At 52.6% G+C, this 21593-nt stretch carries 15 protein-coding genes; 5 read left to right on the top strand and 10 right to left on the bottom strand.

Going from position 1 to position 21593, the window contains the following annotated elements:
• The first annotated feature begins 24 nt into the window (after nucleotides 1-24).
• Complete coding sequence (locus NTX59_08075; GenBank protein MCX5785632.1) at nucleotides 25-1413, top strand: transposase; 1389 nt, start codon at nucleotides 25-27, stop codon at nucleotides 1411-1413.
• A gap of 68 nt (nucleotides 1414-1481) precedes the next feature.
• Nucleotides 1482-2042 (top strand): hypothetical protein, encoded by a 561-nt coding sequence (locus tag NTX59_08070; GenBank protein ID MCX5785631.1) that lies wholly within the window; start codon nucleotides 1482-1484, stop codon nucleotides 2040-2042.
• A 495-nt stretch (nucleotides 2043-2537) separates the two neighbouring features.
• Here the strand turns inward: NTX59_08070 and NTX59_08065 are convergent, their stop codons facing one another.
• The 4 genes from NTX59_08065 to NTX59_08050 all read right to left on the bottom strand — a co-directional run bounded on the left by NTX59_08065 (nucleotide 2538) and on the right by NTX59_08050 (nucleotide 7864).
• Nucleotides 2538-3761 carry a hypothetical protein gene (locus NTX59_08065; GenBank protein ID MCX5785630.1) on the bottom strand — a complete coding sequence of 408 codons (1224 nt, stop codon included), beginning with the start codon at nucleotides 3759-3761 and terminating at the stop codon, nucleotides 2538-2540.
• Nucleotides 3762-3780: 19 nt separating this feature from the next.
• Complete coding sequence (locus NTX59_08060) at nucleotides 3781-4467, bottom strand: hypothetical protein (GenBank protein ID MCX5785629.1); 687 nt, start codon at nucleotides 4465-4467, stop codon at nucleotides 3781-3783.
• A gap of 143 nt (nucleotides 4468-4610) precedes the next feature.
• Nucleotides 4611-5228: a hypothetical protein gene (locus NTX59_08055; protein ID MCX5785628.1), complete on the bottom strand. Its 618-nt coding sequence runs from the start codon at nucleotides 5226-5228 to the stop codon at nucleotides 4611-4613.
• A 386-nt stretch (nucleotides 5229-5614) separates the two neighbouring features.
• Nucleotides 5615-7864, bottom strand: a complete 2250-nt coding sequence (locus NTX59_08050) for a hypothetical protein (protein ID MCX5785627.1) — start codon at nucleotides 7862-7864, stop codon at nucleotides 5615-5617.
• A 635-nt stretch (nucleotides 7865-8499) separates the two neighbouring features.
• Here NTX59_08050 and NTX59_08045 point away from each other — a divergent pair.
• Together NTX59_08045 and NTX59_08040 are read left to right on the top strand one after the other, a co-directional pair.
• Nucleotides 8500-9465: a hypothetical protein gene (locus tag NTX59_08045; GenBank protein MCX5785626.1), complete on the top strand. Its 966-nt coding sequence runs from the start codon at nucleotides 8500-8502 to the stop codon at nucleotides 9463-9465.
• The gene (locus NTX59_08040; protein ID MCX5785625.1) at nucleotides 9462-9956 is read left to right on the top strand and encodes a hypothetical protein; all 495 of its coding nucleotides are present in this window, start codon (nucleotides 9462-9464) and stop codon (nucleotides 9954-9956) included. The genes NTX59_08045 and NTX59_08040 overlap by 4 nt, the downstream gene beginning before the upstream one ends.
• Nucleotides 9957-10048: 92 nt before the next feature.
• Here the strand turns inward: NTX59_08040 and NTX59_08035 are convergent, their stop codons facing one another.
• The 3 genes from NTX59_08035 to NTX59_08025 form a co-directional block, all read right to left on the bottom strand.
• Nucleotides 10049-10708: a hypothetical protein gene (locus NTX59_08035; GenBank protein MCX5785624.1), complete on the bottom strand. Its 660-nt coding sequence runs from the start codon at nucleotides 10706-10708 to the stop codon at nucleotides 10049-10051.
• 42 nt (nucleotides 10709-10750) lie between these two features.
• A complete protein-coding gene (locus NTX59_08030) occupies nucleotides 10751-12505 on the bottom strand; it encodes a radical SAM protein (GenBank protein MCX5785623.1) in 1755 nt (584 codons plus the stop codon).
• A 69-nt stretch (nucleotides 12506-12574) separates the two neighbouring features.
• Nucleotides 12575-13888, bottom strand: coding sequence for a hypothetical protein (locus NTX59_08025; protein ID MCX5785622.1), 1314 nt, complete (start codon nucleotides 13886-13888; stop codon nucleotides 12575-12577).
• Nucleotides 13889-14405: 517 nt separating this feature from the next.
• Between NTX59_08025 and NTX59_08020 the strand changes: the two genes are divergently transcribed.
• Entirely contained in the window at nucleotides 14406-15254 is an 849-nt protein-coding gene (locus tag NTX59_08020; GenBank protein ID MCX5785621.1) for a histone deacetylase, read from the top strand.
• A gap of 26 nt (nucleotides 15255-15280) precedes the next feature.
• Here NTX59_08020 and NTX59_08015 read toward each other — a convergent pair whose 3' ends face one another.
• From NTX59_08015 to NTX59_08005, 3 genes are all read right to left on the bottom strand, one after another.
• A complete protein-coding gene (locus NTX59_08015) occupies nucleotides 15281-17965 on the bottom strand; it encodes a GNAT family N-acetyltransferase (GenBank protein ID MCX5785620.1) in 2685 nt (894 codons plus the stop codon).
• Nucleotides 17966-18201: 236 nt separating this feature from the next.
• Nucleotides 18202-19701, bottom strand: coding sequence for a hypothetical protein (locus tag NTX59_08010; protein ID MCX5785619.1), 1500 nt, complete (start codon nucleotides 19699-19701; stop codon nucleotides 18202-18204).
• A gap of 18 nt (nucleotides 19702-19719) precedes the next feature.
• Nucleotides 19720-21510, bottom strand: a complete 1791-nt coding sequence (locus NTX59_08005) for a DUF6057 family protein (GenBank protein MCX5785618.1) — start codon at nucleotides 21508-21510, stop codon at nucleotides 19720-19722.
• Nucleotides 21511-21593: the final 83 nt, after the last annotated feature.

Here is a 21593-nt window from a genome sequence, read left to right as displayed (position 1 = left end):
GCGCTGTTTGCCGGGGGTGCAGCTATGTTTGCGTGCGGAGCTCCTCATAAAACATTTCACCATTCAGCCGGCGTCTCATTCCCGGCGACACCCGGCTACCGCGCCAGCGATCCGCGCGGCGCAATCCTTAACCGCATCGTCACCGACAACCTCCCGGAGTTTAAACTGTGGATGCGCGACCACCAGCCCGACCGCCGGCCGCGACCGCATCCCGCTGTGATAACCGCAATGGAAAAGTTCACCGAATGCGGGGATATGCGCTTCGGCGCCGTCCGCTTCCGCTGCCCCGACTGCGGCCGCGACATGTTTGTGGCGTTCTCCTGTAAGCGCCGCGGCCTGTGCCCTTCCTGCGACGCCAAGCGGGCCTCCATAATTACGACGGACGCCTCCGACCGCCTGCTTCCCCCCGTCCCCTACCGGCAGTGGGTGCTGGTAGTGCCCAAGCGCCTGCGCTGGTACCTGAATCAGCGCTCCGACCTGCCGGGCGAGCTGTCCCGCGTCTTCGCCAAAGAGATATCCCGTTTCCTGCGCGGCAAGGCGTCGGGCACTCCCATCCAGCTTCATTTCGTTCAGCGCTTCGGCGGGGAGTTGAACCTGCATATCCACATCCACGCGGTGGTTTCGGACGGGGTCTTCAATCCTGGGGAGGACGGCAAACTATGTTATACGCCGGTCTGTGGCCCGACAGAAACGGAACTCGCGGCCATCACCGAGGCAGTGCGCAGGAAAGTTATCAGGCGCTTGCGCAGGATAGGCGGCCTGTGCGCGGAGGCGGCCGAACAGATGCTTTCCTGGAAGAATTCCGGGTTCTCTATACATGAAGAAGTGCGTATAGAGGCCAACGATAAACAAGGGCGCGAACACCTGCTCTATTATTGCGCACGGCCCGCATTGTCGCAGGCGCGGCTTGTTTATTCCGCAAAAAGCAAAACGGTAATTTACCGCACGGACGCGCGGGGCGGCAGGTCCGAACTGCTTACAATGTCGTCGCTGGAATTTCTGCGCCGGTGGGGATTGCTGATGCCCCCGCCCAACAAGAACCTGGTGCGCTATTATGGGGCGCTCGCGCCGCACTCGCCGCTTCGGGGCAAGGTCGTGGCTAAAGCGGCGGATGCGGCGGTAAAGGCGCGTCGGCGTGAAAAGCTGGAAAAAACTGTTGAAGGGGCGAAGAAGAAAGCGCGGTCCTGGGCCGCCTGCTTGGCGCGGGTGTTCGAGGTGTTCCCGCTTATATGTCCCAAATGCCAAAAGGAATTACTGCCGGTGGCGGTGATATTCAACGACCATGAACTTATACGGATTCTAAAGCATTTCGGCTTGCCGACTGATTTCCCCAGGTTCCTGCCGGTTCCCACAGAAATAGCCTGCTCTTTTGCTGAAAGCCCCTTACTCCCGCCAGCCGGCCGCTTTTTTTGATATTATACCTCTAATAACCGCCGCGGCAAAAATTTTGTGCGATTTTAGCGGCTCGACTCCCGATAATATTGCATTATGTTTCCTACATTAACCGCGCGCTCAGCCTGTTCGGCTACAGCTGGGTGATGCCCGCCAGTTTCTTCCAGTCGGTGAACCCGCTGTTCATCCTGATACTGGCGCCGTTCTTCTCCAAGCTGTGGGTGCGGCTCGGAGAGGCGCAGAAGGAGCCGCCGAGCCCGATAAAGTTCGTCTGGGGCCTGGGGCTGCTGGCCATCGGCTTCGTGGTGATGATAGCGGCCGCGGCGGTTTATCAGCAGTCGGGGCCGGTCAGCGTGATGTGGCTTTTAGCGGCCTACTTCTTCCACACGATGGGCGAACTGTGCTTGTCGCCGGTGGGGTTGTCGCTGGTGACGAAGCTCGCGCCGGCGAAATTCGTATCGCTTTTGATGGGAACGTGGTTCCTGGCCAATTTCGCGGCTAATTTCGTGGGCGGCTTTTTCGCGGGGAACTACGACGCGATGAATCACACGCTTTTCTATATGATACCGACGGGGACGGCGGTGGGGGCGGCGGTCCTGCTGCTCCTTATCACGCCGCAGCTGAGGAAATGGATGCACGGAGTGCATTAACGGCAGTGGTCAGTGGCTAGTGGACAGTAGTCAGTAACTGGCAGCTTAACATGGACATCCGGCTAAACGCCGGATGTTTTGTTTTATGCGGGATGTAAAGTCGCACGGGTTCGCGGGGGCGTGCGGCGGGGTTTTGCCGGCGCGCTCTCAATGGGCTTTATGGGGAAACGGCCTGCGCCGTTTCCGCCGGCGATGAACTCGTCGCGCACACAGTGCGCTCCTCAAACATTCATCGCCGGTCGCCTAATGATAGCGACTTCGCTGCAACGGCTTGGCCGAAAGCCCAGGTCGCGCGCCGGCAAAACCCCGCCGCCCGCCCCCGCTCCAATTTCCGCCTGCCGTTTCCCCTCGGAAACGTTCTTATTTATTTTTTTATTTATCCCCGCCCTGGAGATACTTCTTCCCCCACCCTTAAGGTCGCAGCCAACCTGATAAAATATTTTTGCATTCCACGTGCATTAAGCTGACCCATCACGCACTTAATAGCACCGCCCATTATTCCGTTTTAATTAAGAATCGGAAATGCGGGGAACTGTTTTTACACGAACACTTAAAACGCTTCAATAACACATAATCAAATGCCATTACCGGAGATATTTTTTTACTCATTTCAGATAACCGAAGCGCGCTCCCAACACAACTCTTCAACTCATTCGGGTCAAGCACATGCAAGAAAGATTTAGTCTTAATCATGAATGGTTTTAAGACTTCTACTCCGAATTCTGAAACCTCGTCAAGCAGGCTTAAATCCGGGATAAGCACAATGCAATGAATGGGCTGCTTCCGATTAAGTTCTATGTCATTGCCTTTTAAATCTGTAACCCTGTTTCCTGCATGAACGTTCCGACAAGCTCCTTTCAATTGAGAAACTGCCTTCACCAGATGTTTATAAACACCATTTATCAATTTGCACCTATTCGGGACATTATCCCTTGCGAATATCGTCAAGCTCTTTGACTCTACTAAAAAGCAACCCTCCTGATAATTAACCATAATATCAGACAACTCCCGTGGTTTTCCTGACTCATAAACCACTGGATTTTTAACAGCTCCCGATAGGGAAAGATTATCAAGGAACCAGACCCCAATTTCTTCTTGTTGATTCCCCTCTTCTCCAGTAATAATAGACAATCGACTATGACCTCCGCGATTCGTCAGATAATAATTATTGACTTCGTGCCAGGAACACTTCTCCGCAAGTGAAATCACCACCAATTTTGAGGAATCCTGCGCCTGCCCCCTTGAATTATCCAAAATTTTTCCCACCGTTGACTCATATTTTTCCAACATATTCGCAGGGCACAGGTTTATGCCAGATAATAGCCCGCACATTGAATCTTGTTTAAAAACGAACTTAACCGGCGACCAACAGACATTCGCTGTCACCTCATTGAATAAGTAAACCGGACATGCTGAAGCCTGAAGAAATGCGCAAATAGAATCCAATTCTTCTTCCCTTTCAACTATAGACCAGATGACAGCTGGCGCCACAGGATCATCATTAATTTGCACGCCATACATGAGGTGATTATTGGGAGATAGAACCGAGAATACAATTGCAAACTCTTTTTCTCTTATCAAATACTTTAAGATTTGTGAGTTCGCTTTAATAATTAAGGAGGGTTGCAGTTTAGAACCATCTAACTCCGACATGACAAATCTCACAATTGAATGCGCCCCAGAAAACTCTTTGTGATAGTGTGCAGACAAGATATGCATTTATAATTTTTCTCCCGAACTACAGCAGGGCTTTTTGGGCTAGGGCGTGGAGATAGGGGTCGGCTAGGGCTACGAGCTTTTTTCGGACTACGCGGGAAAAATATTCACGCTCGGTCTTGGTCATCTTTTCTTTGTTGAGGCGCTTGTACAGCAGGTCCTTCTGACGCGGGGTCAGCAGAAGCGAGAGGTAATACTCTCTTCTGAAATCTTCGTTCAGGTTCAATTTTTCCTTTTCCGTCATTTGTTTGGCCAGGCGGCTGCCGACCACATACTCTAAAAACGTTTTTTTCAGCCTATCCCAATCAAGCTGCCGGTTCCCGAACGGAAGCGGCTGGTTATTGCGGGTCTTTTCTTGCACCAGGTCCCAGGCTTTCTGATATTTCGGATCGCTGAAACCGCTCCAATTCTTATATCCCAGATCATACAGATCGAACAGATACCGGGAAACTGCGACCAGGGTCCAGAAACGTTCATGGGACTCCGGTTTGGAAAGTAATTTCTCGACAGTTTCCATGTTCAGCCTGGATTCTTTCCCCATGACGCAATGAGCCAAAACGACGGGGAAACCTTCTAGCAGACGCGTGTCTTCGCTTTCCGCTAAAGCGGCCAAGACCTTGTTAGGGTCGGCTTCGCCCTCCGGCTGCAGCAAAGGATAGCCGAACCGGGCTAAGGCCGCGAACAATTCTTCAGGGTTTTCCGGGGGCATAATTATTGACGCTTAACCTGGAAACTTCTGTTGAAGTTTCCCGCCCGCATAGCGGGCGCCCTTCGGGAGGCATACACCTCGTCGGGCCGGGCGCGCATAGCGCTGGGCCCTCCGCCCGCTTCGCGGGGAATTCCTCAGTATAATTATGTTCCTTGATCCTGCCAATGAAAGCCATTCTGAACTGAGGAATTCAGGTTAAGCCGGAGCAGCAATCCTTCCAGGTTTTGCATCATCCTTTCCGGATTAACATCATACTTGGCATGCTCCGCGTATCTATCCTTCAATTTTTTCAAATCAAAGCTTCCAGTCCTGAACTCTATGAGTTTCAGGCAGTCTTCAATGTCCACCGAGGTCCCCCTGAACATTTTAGTGATGATAAGGTCATAATCATTAAGAGCGCCCACAGAGATCTTTTTGAAACTTTTGATAAAAGTATGATTCTCCTGTTTCAGCGGCGGCTCCAGAAGCCCGGTTACATAAACGCGGTCACCCCGGAAAAGATCAAAAACAAAACCGTTTTCCCTGGACCAGCCGGTTCCTGTAGCCTGTTTATAACCCAGTTTTCTCAATGTTTGTACCAAGGCCCTATATTCCTCTTCAACCGGCACTATAAAATCCACATCCTTGGTGGAGGCCTTAATCCCCTGTATCGTTAATGCGGTCCCCCCGCACGCGATCAAATGCACTTTTTGCGGGACATATTCATCCCAGCCTTCCAGAATACCCCACAATTGCTCGTTGCTTATTCTATATTCTATCATACAATATATTGTATACCTAAGTGCACCTTATTGCATATTATAATGCAATATGCTCTATTTGTCAAGACCTATTCCCATCAGAGGTTATCGGGGGCCTAATTTTGATTCCGCCTCACGACGGACACCCTTGCCTTTGGCCGGCGGCAGGTTCTATTGACCCCCGCAGGGAACTTTTCCGCCGGAGGCGGACCCGCTTGCCGCCGGTCGTTTCCGCCAGAAGACGTATCCGCCGGTTTGTTTGGCGGATGGAGGGACGGGCTGCCTGGCGGGCATCCCCAAGCGTGCGCGCGCGCCGCGCGCACCAAATGAAAGCCCCCCCTCTCCAGGGGGGGCTTATGACAAACACTCCGCTTAAAACTTCACCCGTCTGATAACCTGCCGCTGCGTTAGTCGGTCAGGTCGGTGGGGTCCGCGAACCGCTCCCTCATCGCGGTGACGTCGGCCAGCGTTCTGTCGTAGTTGTTGTCGCGGTTGTTGAACATCGAGTAGTTCTGGGTCACATCCGGCTCGCCTTTAACGCGCTTGTCGGAGTGGATGTAGATATCGGAAGAGATGTCCTTGGTGTCCACCATCTGAATGACCACCTTCAGGAAGTCTTCGTACTTCATCTCGCCGCTGGAAGCCACCTTGGCGAGCTGTTCGGACTGGCCTTTCCAGGAGGACTCTTCCCTGACGCTGGAGATCTTCTCGATGAACTTGGTGGCCGCGCGCGCCATGGTGCTGACAATATTCAGGGGATTGGTGGAATCCTGGGAATTATCGAAGGAGCTCACGCCAAGCCGCTTCTGCACGGCCCTGTAATCGTATTTCACTTCGCCCTTATCGCTTACGGTGAACAGGTCCATGACCTTGTCAACGATAGCCGATTCCGTTTCCCGCATGACGTTCATATAGGCTTTCATGATCATCTGGGGCGCGGAGAAGACGATGTCCTGCACCGCTTTATCCGAGAACACCAGCTTGAAGGACATTACCACGGCCTTGTAGGTCTTGGTGGGATCGCTCTGGCTGCCGCCGTCGTAGTTATTGTGTTCGACCGGGGGCAGCGGCGGGAAGAGCACGGCGGCAGGGATCATATTCTCCGCGGTCGTGCCGTCGCCTTTCATGCCGGCGTATTTCAGCACGTTATTGGCGTTGTCCACCAGGCCGCGGGCCCTGTAATCGCCCTCGCCGATCAAGCCCTCGTACTGCTGGTAGAGAAGGGCGGGATTGGTGACCTTGCCGTCCGCCGACTCTTTATTTATCACATACATGTTCTTCTCTGAATTATGCTTGATCTGCGTTCCGACGAAGGGGATGTTCAGGGTCTCGCCGTTGGAAACGCGGGTCGCCTGCTGGACATGCACGGTGTCGCCGCCGTTCTTAAGCGTCTGGTAGCGGTGGTATACCGTAGCCCAGCTTTTCTGATGGTTGTGTATGACCGGGATGTTGATATTGAAGTTATCGGTATGCCCGTTGTAATGGTCCGAACCGGCGAAAGTGGCGGTCGCGGTTATTATCGAGCCGGTCTGGGCCGCCATGTCCTCCAACTCGCCCACGCCGGCGCGGCCGTCGGCTTCTTCTGCGAAGGAATCGAACTTAAGGCCCATGGCGATGAACTTGCGGATAGAATCGAAATCGCCCTGCAGGAACTGCACCACCTGCTCCACCTGCCCGGCGTCGTTGGGGTTCACGTTGAACTCAAGCAGCAGCTTCTGCCCGGTGGTCCTGACATGGCTGTAGGCCAGTTTGAAAGCTATCATCTTGTTGATCTGGCTGGCCAGCGAGCGGTCCACGGCCTTGGAGAGAATATCCTCGCCTTTCAGCAATCCGATATCCCCGGCCGGGATCTCGTACGTGTTCGCGGAGACGCCCACGCTCTTCACGGTCACGTGGTCTATCCTCAGGCGCAGCCTTATATTGTTCTCGTCTATCCTGTAGAGGCTGACGGAGGGCCGGCGCTCTTTGGTCTCGCCCGCGCCTATGGAAATATTTACCACCTCGTTCACGTTAGCCCCGATGCCTGCGCTGATGCCGTAGCGCACGGTCACGGGCAGCTTCCAGATCTCGCCGATCTCCATTTTGGAGATCCGTTTGGCGGTTACGGGGAGGACCGTTTTCATTTCATAAAGCTTTACGAGGGTCGTCAGCTGTTTGCAGTAGCGGTTGTCCTCAAGAGGCCTGACCACCATCGATCTGCCTTCCACGCCGCCGCTGACGGAAACCCCGAAGGAACCGACATTGGGCACCTGAAGCACTTCATGTCCTATGGTCGCGCTGAGCTTGACCTCTACCTGGTCTATCAGTGCCAGGCGCTGGTCGGGATACTGCTTCAGCTGCCGCTTGATGCCGCCGCCTATGCCGATCACGTTAACGAGCGTGGTGTTCTTATCAAGCTGGATCTGCGCGCTCTTGCAGAGCTTTTCTATTCCGCTCGTGCTGAGGTTGGACCAGAACGTAGTGAGTTCGTTGGAAACAGGGACCGTGGAAGCGACCGGTGTCCGCTCATCGGTGGAACTCTTGGCCTGGTCCATCAGTTCCTGCGCCGAGAAACCGCCGCCGCGGGAACCGTCGAACGAGAGGTCAGAGGCGTATGCCCCGAGGTTGGTGAAGAGTGAGATCAGAACCGCTGCGCTGAGTATGGGGAGTTTTGTCATGCAAATAGTATACAGCGCCGGCCGGAGTTCCATCAGTGGCTTAGGGCCTACTTTCGCGGAATTTTACAGCCCATGCGGTCTAGGCCCCGCCGGCTAGGCCTTTCTGGGCCCTTCGGTCCAGAACCCGCGTAAAGCAAGGGATATATTAAATAGGGGGTTCCATATGATAACAGCGTATTTATATGAATGGCGCAATGAGAACTTTCAGTTGAAAGGTTCGGCAGGCTCCCTAAATTCCAGTCGAAGGATTCCCGGAGCATAGTCCCGGCGCGGCCCGGCCGGAAGGCCGGGGAAATAGATCTCATACGGAATTGGGGGTTCCGTCGTCATACGGCGGTAATTTTAGAACTCCCGGTTCAGACTATTGACGCGCCCGCCCCGGCCGACTGAACTCCCTCCACCGCCACGCCTTGACCTGGGTTTTCCCCCGCCCGGCCGCCGCTCTTTTGCTGAAAGCCCCTTACTCCCGCCAGCCGGCCGCTTTTTTTGATATTATACCTCTAATAACCGCCGCGGCAAAAATTTTGTGCGATTTTAGCGGCTCGACTCCCGATAATATTGCATTATGTTTCCTACATTAATAAAAATGCAACGTCACACATAGCAACGATGTAGCTATTTTTTAAGGAGTCTATATGAATAAACTTATTATTGCTTTTGTTTTTATTACTGTCGGTATGAATTGTCCGATTGCGGCGCAATTACCGAGCGGAGACAATAGCAGTGGAAAAGACAAGCTAGAGAGTGAAGTAAATGAATCAACAGAAACGATAAAGCAGGAGTATATAGAAATCACCGGCGGGGAAACGGAAAATCAACGGAAAAGCGAAGTGAAATTTATCTCTTCCCAAGGCAAATTAATAAAAAGCATAAAACCCAGTTCTTCTGTTAAAAAGCAAAAAGACAAATGGCTGAATGAATATGAGGAAATCAGGGATGCGCAAAAAGAGACGGGGTTGGTGATGATTAACAGAACCAGGCAGCTTATGCCTTATGACCCCAGAAAGGAAACATACGGCAGGGATAGCGCGTACAAAGGGGAATATTGGGACAAGGAAATAGAAACTTTAAACGCAAAAGGGGAAAGTCTTTTTAAAAAATCTTTCCGGACATACCCCGGCGCCGATTTAATGACCACTACTTACTGGCGGAATGCTTTTGCCGGGGATACCAGCCACTTTTTTGTCTATTACCGCGACGAGAAAGGCGGCGGGAACATAGAGATTTACAAGGCCACCGGAGAACTGGTGGCGCATGGCAGGGCAGAGCATGATATAGACAAAATAGAAATATCCCCCGACGGCAGTATGGCGGCAGGATATGTTGATATGTACGACCAGGAGGGAGAACCTAAATATATTTTCCTTCTGGATGTGAAAACAGGAACAACTAAACTCGCAAAAGCTAGCGGGAAAATTAATGGCAGACAATGGGATTCATCCTTTTATTTCAACCCTAACTTCAAATCTAAAGCATGTATTAATGTTTGGATTGTGCCAAATTATCCGAATGAGAAAGTTAATGGTTGGGATGGGTACTTGGTTTTCAATGAAATCCCTGAAAATCTTTCTATTCTTATGAAGCAGGAGAATACAAAATGAAGCGGATTTTTGTTTGTCTTGTTTTTGGCCTTATCGCCAATGGGGTTGCTCAATCTTTAGAGCCGCCTGTCAACTATGACATAACATCGGACTATGGTCCGCGTGATGTGACAAACGGCACCTGGTTTCATGAAGCAATTGACTATGCCGCGCCCATGTGGACGCCGGTTGAGGCTGTGGAAGAGGGAAACATATCGGACATAGGCTATCAAACCCCGCCGGAAAACGGATCATCCGGCGGCTGGTATATAAAAGTCAGCACCGGAGCCAGGACCTGGGCATATCTACACTTGTCCACAGATGTGGCAAATGATAATCCCATATCACCGGATACCCAGTTTGAGATAAAATTTGTCACTTTAGAAAACGCCGCTAATCCAGTAGACATTAAACACCAGTACGTATTTATATTTTGGTTTAACCGGGGTCTTAAGAAAGCTCAAAAAGTATTAGCTTTTTTAGAACCAAATAAAACTTGGTATGTTTATTGACGCGCCCGCCCCGGCCGACTGAACTCCCTCCACCGCCACGCCTTGACCTGGGTTTTCCCCCGCCCGGGCCGCGGCAAAAATTTTGTGCGATTTTAGCGGCTCGACTCCCGATAATATTGCATTATGTTTCCTACATTAACCCAGCCGCGTGCCATACGCTCATGATATTGGCGGGTTATCTCCTGCTCGGTCTTATTGGAAGAGTCAAGAAACTTGGTTTCACCATGTTTGCGGATATAGTCTACACCGCCGCGTTGCTTTATATCAGCCAGGACTTTCTTTAATTCTTTGTTGCGTGTCTTGTCGGTGGTGGTAGCGGCCTCAGTTTTAATGTCGAGCAACACCTGCTTCGGGTCGGCGGTGGCCCATTGCCGTAGTGTTTCAAAATCTTTTTTTGTTACCTCATCGGCCTGGCCGGTTTTAATAAAATCGTGTACCTGGGTAAAATAGTTGTGGATCAATTCATGGATAACGGTGGATGCGTCGGCATCGGGGCCAAGAGTGATAAGGCGCTGAATGGGGTCGTAAGAACCGCGGTAATTATTACCTGGGGCCCCCTTGCCGATAACATTTTTTTCTGTTATACTATTAGTGCCTTCCGGATGACTGGCAATGGCTTCCAGCGGCACCGAGGTTCCCTCGGGAGCATGGATGGTGGAACTACCGCCCACCCCGGAAGGTTTCTTTTTTTCCCATACAACTTTAAGATTCATTAACAGAATGAGGACGTCGATTGAGAAAGTTCCCACCATTCTGAATTCTGGCTGCTGAATTCTGTCTTCCTGATTATTAATTTACGGCTTCTTCCAGATGAGGTAGGCGAAGATGCCGTGGCGGACTTCGGTGACCGCGCCGGGTAAAAGAGCCGCGTAGCGGCGGCGGAATTCGTCAAAAGAGAGCGGGATTTCGCGCCTCTTGTGGCGCGCTACGCGCGTGTTTAAAAAGAAGGCCTTCAAAAATGCCCGGAAGAGCCGCAGCGGGTTGTGGCGGAAAAGCATTTCCAGGTAATACCGGAGTGCGGTAAGTTTGGGCTGGTCGGCGACGGCGTCTATTATCACCAGCGTTCCGCCCGGCGCCATGCTGTCGACAATGTTCCTCACCGCCGCCTCCGCGTCACGGACATGGTGCATCACCGAGACCGCGATAACCGCGTCAAACTCCCCTTTTGGAAGCCCGCCCTTCTCGATATCCAGCTCAAGAACTTCGGCCTGCGGCATTATGGAAAGCGTTTCTTTGGCCGCTTTGGCCATGCCTTTGGAAGAATCCACCGCCACAAGTTTAGCGGCCTTGCCGAAAAGAGCCCTGGCTCTGCGCCCGGTCCCGCAGCCCGCGTCCAGAACTTTTTTGCCTTCGGCAGGGAGCAGTTCCAGCAGGTCCCTGTTGTGTATCTCTTCCACCCAGTCCACATCCCGGCCGTAATCGCCGGCCCATTCGTCCCATTCTTCGGGGTCGTTGGGGGACGACGCCAGTTCGGCCGGATGCGGCCCGGGGCCGGGCCTCGCAAGAACGGGGCCGAAAACCTCGCGGAACCGCGGAGAGTTCATCGGGCAATCCACACTGGAATCAAGGGAGGAGAACATCGCCGACCCCCACATCCTTTTAACGATGCGCCGCATGGGCTCCTCGCGCACGTTCCCAAAGGAAAGCGGCATATAACAGCAGGGCTGCACGTCGCCGTACGGCGACACGTAAAAATGCGTGCGCCTGGCACAGCTGCACATGAAAGCGCGTTCGGGCGATGTCAGGAAAACGGATTCCCAGTAAACATCCTCGGACAGGCGCGAGCGCAGAAGGGCGACATCCTCGGGCCCCAGGCCGACATCGTCCCGTTTGAGCCAGCGGCCAGCGCGCAAGGGCGAAAGCACCCTGGTCCTGACCTTGAGCGAGCGGGCGATGGCAAGAATGCGGTCAAGGCCGCCGTCGCGCAGGCTTGAGCCCGTGGCGTAGGTGGAAAGGGACACGTCTATGCCGGCGTCCCGGCAAAATTCTATCGCGTTCAGGGCGGCGCGATAGACCCCCGGCGTCCGGCGGAGGCGGTCGTGCTCGGCCTCATCGGCGCTGTCAATGCTCACGCCTATGCGGTCGAGCCCGGCGCCTGCCAAGCTGCGAGCCATTTCCCTGTCTATCAGTATGCCGTTCGTGTCCAAAGTCACCAGTAAACCCAGCGACTTGGCGGCCTCCACCATTTCTAAAAGTCCTTTTGCCAGCAGAGGTTCCCCGCCGAAAAAATAAACCCCTCCGGCGCCGAGCGCCCCCGCCTGCCTGATAAGCTCAAGAACTTCTTCCTCGCTTATTTCCTTCCGTTCCAGGTCGCGGTAGGCGGTGGTGCCGCAGTGCACACAGCGGCACTGACATTTGTAGGTAAGGCCGATCATCACGGTAGCGCCGAAGAGAGGATAAACGCGGCGTACGACGGGCTGCAGCCAGCGCTGATAAGCCTCTATGAGGGCCATTACCGCCCCGTTGTTCAAGTGTGGGCGCAAACGCGCTCCGACCTGTTTTTTGACAAGGCGGTTGAAGGCTGTGGCGATGGAAAATGATGTTTTCATGTGCGGAAGGCCGGTCGGCCCGTTTATTTTATCATTAATGCCGGCGGCCTCATTTTTCCGGGAGAGTATTCACGGCAAAAAACAGAATTTTCCGGAAGCCGGTATTTTAAATCTTTCAGCCTGCCTGAAGCTGTAATCCTCTTTTTCAAGGCCAAGCCTGTCCGCTATATCCGCGGCCGTCGCTTCGTCCCCCCGCGCATTCCCGCCGCATAATAATATCTCTTTTTTTCTTTCTTTTTCTGCGATGACCTGAAAAAAAGGCAGGTCGGCCGGGAAAGTCCGGTCTATCACGTCCGCCTCATAGAGTCTCTCTCCCCGCCCGTTCCCGATAAATTTATCCTTTCTGCCGGATATTTTAAGCATCGATCCGCGCCGGCCGCAGGCGCAGGCCCTCAGCGCGGTTTCGCCGATATCTCCGGTACCGTAGCGGAGCATGGGCATAAGCCGGTTGTTGAAATCGGTCGCAATTATTTCTTTTTCCCCGCCCGTTTCCACCAGGTAATCGGCTTCGTTGATATGCAGCCAGCCTCCGGAACCGGCGCAGCCGAGCGCCGCATAGCCGAGTTCGGTGGAGGCGTACATATTGAAAACTTCGGCGCCGAATTTTTCCCGCGCCTCTTTACGCACCGTTTCGCCCAGAACCGTGCCCACGGTCAGCACCGCTTTCAGGCGTTTGAAGACAGGCGCGGGACGGCCCCGCAGGATCTTGAGGACGGCCATCAGCGCGTCGGGCCTGGTTATTATCAGCACGGGGTTTTCATTCAGCGCTTTTTCAAGCAGGGCGCGGGGCGCGCCGGGTTCGTAGAATATGAGGCCGTCATAATATAGATTTTTTCTGTTATGGAACAGCCGGTAAAGGACATACTGCTGGAAGAACTCAAAAAATATTTTTGAAAAAGCCCGGCTTTTGAACATTGCGCCCAGGTTATTGAAATAGCCGTATTCCGCCGGGTGAAAGGCAACGGTCTTCTCCCCCATGCGCCAGCCTGTTGTTTTCAGGACTGCCAGCAAAACCGCGTATCTTTTTACCACCGCTTTCAGATCCAGCGCGGTCTCAACCTTTCCGGCGCGCCCGGTGCCGCCGCTTTCAAGACGGGCCATAGGGCGTCTGTTGCCGAGAAGATTCATTTTTCCGGCCAGGTCTCCGCGGCCGAGGCGGGGCAGCTTACCGAGCTCATCCAGCGAGGCAAGTCCGCCGCGCCCGACGCCCGCGGCCGTGCAGGCCGCGTCATACTCCCGCAGATGCCCGCGCGCGTGAATAAGAAGCCTGTTCAGTTTCTCAAGCGGCGCTATCCCCCCTCCGCCGAAAGTCCCGGCTGTTTCCTCAAAATCTGCCGCCAGCAGGCCGCCGGTCTTGAATATAAATTTTTCTCTAAAGTTCATGTTATGCTGACAAGTCCCTGACTGATGAGACACCGCCACGTTGCGCTTTTCCCTTCAATGGCAGCCTGTTAGTAAGAGGGTAAGGGACGCTGCTTCTTAACTTCCTGATTATCACTTCCTGAGGTTATGTCTACAATTCATGAAGATAGTAAACAGCGTCCCCTGATACTGATATGCGGTTTTTCCCCGCCAGGCGGTCACTCACTTACTAAAAATCCGCCAACTCCCGCCGCTGGCCGCTTTTTTTGATATTATACCCTTAATGACCGTCGCGGCAAAAATTTTTGGCGATTTTAGCGGCTCAACTCACTATAATATTGCAATCTGTTCCCTACATTCCAAAAAATGCTTTCCTGTCCTTTTTCACTTTCCGCGCTGATACCCTCCCTGTCTTTCCACCGGCATCTTGCATATGTGCCGGACGGGTTTTCCGTGGTGAGTGCGGCGATTTTTAAAATGTCATAGACAGCACAGGATTTTGCGCTTTTAATATGTTTCAATTGTTTTGGACGGTACAATGAAACTTATTTTCCACCCGCTGTTTTTGAAACATGAACTGGCCGGCCACCCGGAAAAGCCGGAAAGGCTGTCACTATTGAAACTCGACAATTACGTGGCGGCGGAGAACGGTGAAAAGTATCTCTCGCTTGCGCATGAGGCCGCCTACATCAAAAAAATAAAGGGCATGTCGCTCGCAATAGCCGCCGACGCCACGACGCCGCGCAGTGAACCGGGCAAAGCGGAACACCTTGACTCGGACACTTATGTAAGCAGGGACACTTACGAAGCCGCCTGCTATGCGGCCGGCGCGGCGGTACAGGCCGCCGGTACGGGCGGATTCGCGTTAACACGGCCTCCGGGGCATCATGCGCCTTACGGGGGATTCTGCATCTTTAACAACATGGCCATAGCGGTGAAGACGGCAGGTAAACGTACTTTTATAATAGACTGGGACGCGCACCACGGCAACGGCACAGAGGCGTTATTGAAAAATGATAAGAATGTTATGTGTTTCTCTACGCATCAGGCTCCGCTTTATCCCTGGACCGGACTGCGCAGCAGAGGGAACGCCATCAATATCCCTCTGAAAGCCGGCGCCGGCGACGAGGATTATCTGCGGATCGTTGAGAAAAAATTGCGCCCCGCTCTGGAGGCCTTCCAGCCGGAGCTTGTCGGAGTGAGCGCGGGGTTCGACAGCTATTACAAAGACGCCGGTATGTTGACCAATTTGCGGCTTACTCAAAAGAGCTACGAGGCCGTCTGCAAGGCTATAGCCCGCTATAAAGTTTTTTTCCTGCTGGAAGGGGGCTACAATCCCGAAAGCGTAAAAGACGGCGTAGAGACTGTTGTCCGCCAATTCACTTGATCAAAATCCGCCAAAATCCCGAAGGATCAGCCGGCGATCTCTTTTTCAAAGAAGACCGTTGATGTTTCTTTATCATGCGTAACAATAAAATCGCGTTTACGGAAAACTGAAATCATCCTTTGATTTTCGGATGTGGTCTGGGCCACTATTTTTTTAAGTCCCCATTTTTTTGAGATATCAAAGCAGTAATCAGTAAGGATGCCGCCCAGCGCCTTGTTCTGCCATTTATCCGTGACCAAGATAGCGTACTCCACATTTTCATGCTCGATGTTGGCGATAAGCCTGCCGACGCCTACAAGCTTCTTTTTTCCGTCCTCAACGATTTCGGCCACTATAGCTATCTCGCGGTTGTAATCGATATAACAAAACCTGGCGGCCACTTCGTGGGACGCCCAATGGAAAAAATAATTAAACCGCGAATAAATAGATTCCCGCGAACAACCGCTCAGGAATTCAAGCCACATCGGCTCGTCTTCAGGCCTGATAGGGCGGAAGGTCACTTCTTTTCCCCCTATCAGGACCGGCCGGGAAACATACTCCTCCGGGTACGGGACGATAGCCAGGTGGGAATATTTTTCGATATTCATCGCTGTTGAATCCGTCACAATGCGCGCATCAAGGGCAATAAGCCCATCCGGCGCGACAAGCAAAGGGTTAATGTCCAGCTCCACTATTTCCGGGTAATCAGCCGCAAGATATGATAAGCGTATGATCACTTCAATTAACTTATCCAGGTTGACGGGCTTTCGGCCGCGATAGCCGTTCAATAAAGGCCATATCTTAAGCTCCTCAAGCATCCTTCTGGCTAATCGTTCGTTCAAAGGCGGCAGGCCGAGCGAAAGATCGGCGAAAAGTTCCGCGGTGGTACCACCGGCGCCGGCCAGGATCACCGTGCCGAACACCTTGTCTTTTTTGATCCCCAGAATAAGCTCGATCGAATCGGACATCCTGACCATCGGCTGCACCGTAACGCCCTCAATAACAGCTTCAGGCATTTTCTCCGCAACCCCTTTCGTGACCGCATGAAAGGCTTTTTCCGCCTGTTCATCGTTCCGTATATTCAGCATTACCCCGCCGACATCCGATTTATGGCTGATCTGCGGCGAAAGGATCTTAAACACCACAGGATAACCGATGCTGCCGGAGACGGACGCCGCCTGCGCCGCGGTCCGGGCCGTCTGGGGAATAGTCACCGGGATTCCATAGGCTCTTAATAATTTTTTGGAATCCTCTTCGGAAAGCGCCGCCGCCCGGCCTTTCAGGATGGCATCGAATTCTTTGCGGATCTTTTTCCTGTTCAGGGAGAATTCAACGGGAATATCCCTGGGGGTCTCATACAAAGTTTTCAGGTTCCTGGAATAGGAGACCATCGTCATGAACGATCTGACAGCCTGTTCGGGCGTTTTATAAGACGCGACTTTATACTCATTGAGGACCCTGATGCCCTCTTTCATGTGATATCCGCCCAGCCAGCAGGCGAGGACCGGCTTTGCGGTGCCCGCCTGCAGCTCGCCGATCGCTTTCGCGGCAAGCGCCACGTTCGTCATGGCCTGCGGGGTAAGGATGACCAGAACAGCGTCCACGTTCTTGTCTTCCAGCACGATCCGCGCCGCGTTCGCAAGCCGTTTATAGCGGTCATCGCCCAGCACATCCACGGGGTTCCCGCGGGACCACATCGGCGGAAGGAGCTCGTTAAGTCTCGCCATGGTTTCGCCTGAAAATTGCGCGAGGGTCCCTTTGGCCGCGATCAAAGCGTCGGTGGCGATAACACCCGGGCCGCCCGCATTCGTGACTATGCCCAATCTTGCGCCCTGCGGGATCTTGTCCCTGCCTATCAAAGCGGCGCAATCGAATATTTCCCCGAGGTCATAGACCCGCGCGATGCCCGTGCGCTGGAAGACCGCGTTGTATATGTTGTCGGGGGAGGCGAGAGCCCCGGTATGAGAGGCGGCGACGGCGGCGGATTCGGGGAATCTTCCCGCTTTATAGACTATGATGGGTTTGGTCCTTGCGAACGCGCGGGAAGCGGATACGAATTTGCGCGCGTTGGAAATTGACTCAATATAAAGAAGAATGAATTTTGTGGCCTCATCCATTCCCAGGTAATCTATCAGATGGCCGAAATCGACATCTATGGTATTTCCCAAAGAAATGAAGGTTGAAAAACCTATATTTTCATCCCTTGCCCAATCGAGGACCGAGGTGCAAAGAGCCCCCGACTGGGAAATAAAAGCGATATTGCCTTTGTCCGGCATCAAAGGCGCAAAGCTTAAATTCAGGTTTAAAGCGGGCACAATGATTCCAAGGCAGTTAGGGCCGATGATTCTCATCCCTGCATACTGCGAGCGGATAGTTCTTATTTCTTCTTCCAGCTTTATTCCTTCTTCTCCGCTTTCTTTAAATCCCGCGGACATTATGATAATTCCCCTGATGCCGTTTTCGCCGCAAGCCTTCACCCACGCGGGAACCTTTTGGGCGGCGGCGCAGATCACTGCGAGATCGGGCTTTTTAGGAAGGCTTTTAAGGTCCGGGAAACAGGAAATCCCCATTACGGCTTCGCTCGTTTCATTAATGGGATAAACGACCCCTTTAAAACCGCCGCCGACAAGATTTGACAAAACCTTGCCGCTTACGCTGTTTGGATTAATAGAAACGCCTATTAAGGCTATCCTCTTCGGCCTAAAAATACAATCCAGAGTGTGAATACTCATTTAGAATATTATGCGACAATAAGGGGCGGTGAGCAAATTTTCATTGGCACATAGCCGGGAGGACGGGTTACAAAAAGCCGGTTGTTTCAGTTGTAAACCAAGGGCAGGATTTGGTCGCGGGGCCGGTTGCGCCGTCGCTCAACCGGCCCCGCGACCGGGCACCACTCCTGACAGCCATCCGGCAGGAAAAAATGTTTAGGTCATGGGGACGTTGCAAGTTCCCAACTGATAAAACACTACCTTATTTCAAGAGCAGGCGTTTCTTCCGCTTTGTGTTTGTTGAAATTCGATAATCGGGCGGCGCTCAGCGGAAAATCGCCGGAAGTAAACTCGGGGATGTTATAACTTTTAAAAAACCCGTCATAAAAGCCGGGGTCTTCCTGCGGCAGGATAAACGGTTTTGAAGCTTCGCCCCGGCTGCTGAAGTAGGAAAAATACGGCCGGGTAAAAACGCCGTCTTTTCTCCTGCTCGAAAAAACGATCCAGCGCCCGTTGGACGACCACGAATGATAACTCTCGGCCTCGGCGCTGTTAATAGGCGGTTTTTCAACTTTCCGGGTCGCCAGATCCATGAGATAAATGTCCGCTTCCTTATGCCAGATGAAAAAGTTCCCGTAATCGGCCATCGTAAAAAGCAGCCAGCGCCCATCGGGCGAAATCCGCGGCAAAGCGGCGCTTTTATTTATGGCGGAGGCGTTGAAAACCGTTTCGGGAGGGCCGAACGTTTTCGTCGCCAGATCGAAAGCTCTCCGCATTAAGTTATAGGCCGGCCTGGTAATGTCGTCCACATTTCCGTCCTTCCTGAATGTTTCCGTCTGCGTATAATACAGATACTTTCCGTCGGGCGACCAGGACGGATAGGTTCTAAAAATATTGTCTTTCGAATAGAAAACAGGGTCGGAGAACATTTTGTCTTTTTCCACGTCATAAAAAACCAGCGAAGACCCCAGATCGTACACTTCGATATATTTTTCCCCTTCGACATGAAATTTCTGCAGAATATCGTTGCTGGAAAAGGCTATTATCTTTCCGCTTGGATGCCACGAAGGATACACCGCCCCTTTTTTCATGCCGGGAGCTTTCAGGTTTTTCTTGCGCAGCCGGTTCTCGTGAAAAATAACGGTCCCGCCGTTTTCTCCGCGGATATGCAGCAGCATGTCGTTGCCGTTCCGGCTGTTGAACGCATGGCAGTTTACGCAGGCGTTTTCGGTGGAAAGGTTGTCGAATAAAGCGGTTTCGCGGAAATTGCCCAGCTGCCGCCGCATTATGGACATACGGCTCCAGGTGCTGTAAAGCGGATAGATCAGCCGGTAAGTCAGGCTGTCGTCAATCGCCTCCTTCGCCACGTGCAAAGCGATGGGCGCGTATCTTATCCAGCCGGAGCTCTCAAGGGCATAGACCTGAACCCGTATATCTTTTCCGACGCAGGCCTGCAACAGCCGTTCCCAGCGTTTCTGGTCGAAAAACACCTTGTTGCTTTCCACTTTCGCCCGGAATCCGTTTTCCGAGCCGCATTCGGCCTCCGCGATAAACTTTTCACCCGGCTCTTTTATCATAAAGTTCAGGGGGGCGATATTGGGCGGGATCATTATCGCATCATAATCGGGAGAGATCCGTGGCGCCGTTCGTATAACCACGTACCTGTCGGGCAGGCGCTCCTTGCACGCGCAAAGCCCCAGCGCAGCGAAAAAAACGAACGATCCAAAACAGAAATGTTTACCGGCTGTATGGTTCATGGCTGCGTACTCCGCGTTTTACCGTGAAAAAACGTTGTGATAAAAAAGGGTGTCTCCGTACCGGTCGAATAGCTTCTTCCTGTAACTTTCCCTGTTTTCTCCGTTGATATCCCGCATTTCTTTCAAAAAACCCGCATTCCGGCTGGAGATCTCCCGATCAATCGTAAAACGGCGAGCCGTCGGATCGGCCGGATTGGTCATTTGATAAATCAGGATCGCCTCCTGAAATAATCCGGGAAGTTTCTCATAATGATAATTCTGGATTTCCGGAACATAGTATCGGTAAAACGCATTAATTTCATTACGTAAGATCAGGTGGACGCTTAACGCCTCAAAGATGTTTTTATCGCGCGGATACAGGTCATGATATCGTTCGAGGTTTTCCAATAGAGCGCCGCCGCTGAAATAATGGCCGAGTTTGGGCGCCGGCGGGGTTTCTTTCATAAAAAACCGGGGCAAGGCTTCCATCCGGAGGTTGTAATCCCGGTCTTTACATACCTTCCGGACCCATTTCCGGTAAAACAGCGTGCGTTCCAGTTTTTTGAAATACATTTCGGCCGCGGCAGGGTGGCCGGATAAACTAAGCGAAAGCGCGATTTTTTTGGCGATGAAAGGCGTTTCATCCGCAAGACTTTGCGACGCCTCGACAAACCAGTAATGGGTTTCGTTCGGAAGCCCCAGATAATAATAGAACAACCCCCCGCATTCGTCCAGCAACCAGTCGACAGGGTATGGATGCTCCGCCCAGCCTATATCGAAACTTTGATCGTATTTCAAAGCGTCTTCGGCGAGGCGGCCTTTATTCATCAGGGCGATATCGGCGAATAAAGTCAACAAGGGGGACAATCCCCTGTTTTCATTACAGTGTTTCAAAAGCAAATCCCATTCTTCCCTGTCGGCATACTTCAAAGCGATGATATTTGCTTTGGCGGCCTTGTCGTACGTCTGATTAAAAGAAACCCCCGCAAACAGCGTCAGGAACAGCCATGTCAGAGCCTTATAAACCGCCGGTTTTCCCGGGCTTTTTATTTTTGGAATAAAATACGCAACCAGCGGAATTGCCGGAAAAGACCCTAACAACGGCAGCATCATGGGGAAAAGCACGGATTTAGAGGAGAAACTTCCCGTCAGCATATTCATCGCGCCGGGGGAAAAAACAAAAAGCGCGTTCAGCGTATAGGGCGCCAAAATGTGTATAAGGAGGTAAAGTACGCCGTAGAGTTTGGCCGTCCTGTTTTCATAAATGAGCGAAACGACAATAAGAAAAGCCGACAGGAAAAGGAGGGTCAGCGTAAACAGCCAATGAAGGAACGGAGCAAGCAGCAGATAAACGATTATGCGAACGCCCGGTTTGCGGATCGAAATAAAGAGGCGGGAAAGCAGAAGCGCCAGGAGCGCCGCAACGGCTATTTCCAGATCGCAGCTAAAACTCCTGTTCAATAAAGCCGCATACGCGACGCCGATGAAATAAGAAAAACCCAGATCGTCCGGGCGGCGGGAAAGCCTGCAAATAATGGAGCGGGCGGATACGACGGTTGAAAGAGTCAGGGCCGCCAGCAACAGGGCGCCCAAAGGCAGATAATAGAAGAACTGGGCTATGAATGACGACACATAATACAGCATCCCACCCCATTCAGCCAGCGCGCCGAGCAGGTGATCGCGGCCGAAGTAAAAACCGGAGTGGATCTCGTTAAAAACAATAATGTGAGGCGCAACAAGCCCGAAAAAAGCGAAGAGCAGAACGAAAAAGAAGACGTCCCGGCGGATAAACGGCCGGTTAGTAATTTTTTCGGCGGAAATTTTTTCCATAGCGTTCTAAAGCATTTCGGCTTGCCGACTGAACTCCCTTAAGCCACCGCGTTTGACCCGGCTTTTCCTTCGCCCGGCCGTGC

It is taken from the genome of Elusimicrobiota bacterium (assembly GCA_026388155.1).
Taxonomy (GTDB): domain Bacteria; phylum Elusimicrobiota; class Elusimicrobia; order Elusimicrobiales; family UBA9959; genus UBA9634.
The sequence above is the reverse complement of the archived record's forward strand: the minus strand, read 5'-3'. Positions and strand labels throughout refer to the sequence as shown.

Excerpts from the sequence above, each read along its gene's own strand:
- NTX59_08075 (MCX5785632.1), top strand. The coding sequence starts at position 25 with ATGTTTGCGTGCGGAGCTCCTCATAAAACATTTCACCATTCAGCCGGC.
- NTX59_08060 (MCX5785629.1), bottom strand. The coding sequence starts at position 4,467 with ATGCCCCCGGAAAACCCTGAAGAATTGTTCGCGGCCTTAGCCCGGTTC.
- NTX59_08025 (MCX5785622.1), bottom strand. The coding sequence starts at position 13,888 with ATGAACTTTAGAGAAAAATTTATATTCAAGACCGGCGGCCTGCTGGCG.
- NTX59_08065 (MCX5785630.1), bottom strand. The coding sequence starts at position 3,761 with ATGCATATCTTGTCTGCACACTATCACAAAGAGTTTTCTGGGGCGCAT.
- NTX59_08030 (MCX5785623.1), bottom strand. The coding sequence starts at position 12,505 with ATGAAAACATCATTTTCCATCGCCACAGCCTTCAACCGCCTTGTCAAA.
- NTX59_08050 (MCX5785627.1), bottom strand. The coding sequence starts at position 7,864 with ATGACAAAACTCCCCATACTCAGCGCAGCGGTTCTGATCTCACTCTTC.
- NTX59_08015 (MCX5785620.1), bottom strand. The coding sequence starts at position 17,965 with ATGAGTATTCACACTCTGGATTGTATTTTTAGGCCGAAGAGGATAGCC.
- NTX59_08005 (MCX5785618.1), bottom strand. The coding sequence starts at position 21,510 with ATGGAAAAAATTTCCGCCGAAAAAATTACTAACCGGCCGTTTATCCGC.
- NTX59_08010 (MCX5785619.1), bottom strand. The coding sequence starts at position 19,701 with ATGAACCATACAGCCGGTAAACATTTCTGTTTTGGATCGTTCGTTTTT.
- NTX59_08035 (MCX5785624.1), bottom strand. The coding sequence starts at position 10,708 with ATGGTGGGAACTTTCTCAATCGACGTCCTCATTCTGTTAATGAATCTT.
- NTX59_08040 (MCX5785625.1), top strand. The coding sequence starts at position 9,462 with ATGAAGCGGATTTTTGTTTGTCTTGTTTTTGGCCTTATCGCCAATGGG.
- NTX59_08045 (MCX5785626.1), top strand. The coding sequence starts at position 8,500 with ATGAATAAACTTATTATTGCTTTTGTTTTTATTACTGTCGGTATGAAT.
- NTX59_08055 (MCX5785628.1), bottom strand. The coding sequence starts at position 5,228 with ATGATAGAATATAGAATAAGCAACGAGCAATTGTGGGGTATTCTGGAA.
- NTX59_08020 (MCX5785621.1), top strand. The coding sequence starts at position 14,406 with ATGAAACTTATTTTCCACCCGCTGTTTTTGAAACATGAACTGGCCGGC.